The 2,734-nt window shown below is 52.5% G+C and carries 3 protein-coding genes; 2 read left to right on the top strand and 1 reads right to left on the bottom strand.

Annotated elements, in window-relative coordinates:
- On the top strand, window positions 1–672 hold a 672-nt coding region (locus INT22_RS02630), incomplete at its 5' end, for an HIRAN domain-containing protein (RefSeq protein ID WP_226912352.1).
- 66 nt (window positions 673–738) lie between these two features.
- Here the strand turns inward: INT22_RS02630 and INT22_RS02635 are convergent.
- On the bottom strand, window positions 739–2,013 hold the full coding sequence (locus tag INT22_RS02635) for an O-acetylhomoserine aminocarboxypropyltransferase/cysteine synthase family protein (RefSeq protein ID WP_193059693.1): 1,275 nt from the start codon (window positions 2,011–2,013) through the stop codon (window positions 739–741).
- A gap of 246 nt (window positions 2,014–2,259) precedes the next feature.
- Here INT22_RS02635 and INT22_RS20190 point away from each other — a divergent pair.
- A partial coding sequence (locus tag INT22_RS20190) for a M48 family metalloprotease (protein ID WP_226912353.1) occupies window positions 2,260–2,734 on the top strand: 475 nt, incomplete at its 3' end.

The raw sequence follows: 2,734 nt of genomic DNA on the forward strand, positions 1-2,734 counted from the left end.
ACAAGCCGCTCTCGCTATTTAGTGGGGGAACTGATCAAGCGGGACGGTAAAGTGGTTCTCCTGTACGACCTAAATAGTTCTGAGATGGTCGAAGCAAAACGTATGGGCTTTAGAGGCTACCCGGCATTTCCTCTAAAGAAAACTGAGTACAGCAACCAAGTGCTGGAAGCATTCACTCGCCGCTTGCCGCCACGCAGTCGCCGTGACTTTGGGCGCTATCTCGAGCTACGCGCCATTCCAGCGAATGCTACTATTAGCGACTTCGCCTTGCTGGGCTACAGTGGCGCAAAACTACCCAATGACGGTTTTGAAGTTGTTCACCCTTTCGACAACCCACCTGAGGCCTTCGAGGTATTAATCGAAATCGCTGGGTTCCGTCATGAGTCACAGCTTGAGATAACTGATTTACAGGTAGGTGGCAGTATCCAATTTCTTCCCGAACCTGAAAACCCTGTAGACACTGGTGCCATTTGCATCGCAAGCGCCGGGCACAAGCTGGGCTATGTGCCCAGAGGACACCTCGACATGCTTCACCGTATGTTAGCAGAGGGCGCAATCCTTGAAGGGGAAGTATTCCGTACCAACGGAACATCAGAACGCCCGCTTGTCTATGTTTTGACGCGTATTTTAAAGGGCGACCTACCTATCCAAGCACTAAAAATGCAGGCTTAGTTCAACTCATCTGTTCTACCTAAGGCCCCCACCTCTTGGCTTATGAAGCGGTGGGGGCAAACAGAACTACCCTTGAGAAGCCGCCAGTGCTTGATCAATATCTGCTAACAGGTCGTCGATATGCTCAATGCCAATCGACAAGCGCACCATATCCGGCGTAACGCCTGCGGCCTTTAACTCCTGCTCATTTAACTGGCGGTGCGTGGTAGATGCTGGAATCGAAGAGCAGCTTTTAGCATCACCGATATTAACCAAACGCAGAATCAGCGCCAGGGCATCGTAGAAACGCTCACCGGCTGCCTGGCCCCCCTCAATACCAAAGCTAAGAATTCCCGAGGCATGGCCGTTCATATAATGCTTGGCCAGCGCATGGTCAGGGTGATTTTCCAAGCCCGCGTAGTGCACCCATTTCACCAGCGGATGGTTTTCCAAATGCTTGGCAACGGCTAACGCATTGGCACAAATGCGTTCAATACGCAGTGACAGCGTTTCCAGCCCCTGAAGCAGGTTCCAGGCCGCCTGGGCAGAAAGCGCCGCGCCCATGTTGCGCAGCGGCACCACGCGGGCACGGGCAATAAAGGCAGCATCGCCTACATCGCGGGTATAGCTAACACCGTGATAGGAGATGTCTGGCTCGTTTAGTAGCGGGAAACGGCTGGCATTTTCCGCCCAGGGGAATGTGCCTGAATCGACAATCACACCGCCCACCGTGGTGCCGTGGCCACCGATATATTTCGTGGCCGAGTGAACGACAATATCCGCTCCGTGCTCAATGGGACGACATAAAAACGGCGTAGCGGTGGTGTTATCAACAATCACCGGCACCCCATGGCGATGTGCCGCGTCAGCTAGCTTTTTCAGGTCCACCACGCCACCGGATGGGTTACCGATGCTCTCGCAAAACACCGCTTTGGTACGCTCATCAATTAACGCTTCGATGCCGTCGATATCATCTTTATCGGCAAACCGTACTTGGATGCCTTGGCGTGGCAAAGTGTGGGCAAACAAGTTGTAAGTGCCGCCATACAGCTCACTAATCGAGACGATATTATCGCCCGCTTCAGCGATGGTTTGGATCGCATAGGTAATCGCCGCCATACCAGACGCCACTGCCAACCCTGCAATGCCACCTTCTAGCGCGGCCACCCGCTGCTCCAGCACGGCGCAGGTTGGGTTCATAATGCGCGAGTAAATATTTCCTTCCACTTTCAGATCAAACAGATCCGCCGCGTGCTGGGCGCTATCAAATGAAAACGACGTGGTCTGGTGGATCGGCACAGCAACAGCGTTTTGTGAATCAGGCGCATAGCCATGGTGGAGGGCAATGGTTTCAGGCTTCATAAGAACGGCTCGCTAGTTGATGAAGAGTCACCCTTGATCCTAAACAAGCGCCACTCTGAAGGCCAACGTCGTTTAGTCGAGGTAATAATCCTGATATGTCAGATATTGCACTTATCTCTCCCCATATATTGCTAGAAGTATAGAGCCACCTATTGATGTACAGTATAATTAGCCTGTTAAAATAAGCCTCATGTTAGACTCACGACTTCCATCATTTATTCATACCTATCGACAAAGGAACTGGCGATGCAAACAACGCCTCTAGTACGCAAAACGTCCTGCACCTTAGGTTTAGCTGCCGTACTCACTCTCAGCGGCTGTCAATCAGGTGCAGACATGGGCGGTATGCTCTCCGCTGGCACCGGCCTAGCAGGCGCTGTCACCATGAGTGACGAACAGATGCAACAACTAGGCGATCAAACGATTGCCCAGCTTGATGCCGAAAACCAGCTTGTCGCCAGTGACAGTCAATATGCCGAGCGGCTGGCAAGCCTGACCCAGGGTTGGGAAAATATCGACGGAAACGATCTTGAGTACAATGTCTATCAGTTGGATGACATCAACGCTTTTGCGGTACCCAACGGCTCTATCCGGTTACATACCGGCCTAATGGACGCAATGACAGACGACGAAGTGCGTTACGTTATCGCTCATGAAATTGGCCACGTGGCGCTAGGACACTCCAAGCGTGCTTTCCAAGTTGCTTACGCAGCATCGGCTG

It is taken from the genome of Halomonas sp. 3D7M, from assembly GCF_014897885.1.
Lineage (GTDB): Bacteria > Pseudomonadota > Gammaproteobacteria > Pseudomonadales > Halomonadaceae > Vreelandella.

Excerpts from the sequence above, each read along its gene's own strand:
- INT22_RS02635 (WP_193059693.1), bottom strand. The coding sequence starts at position 2,013 with ATGAAGCCTGAAACCATTGCCCTCCACCATGGCTATGCGCCTGATTCA.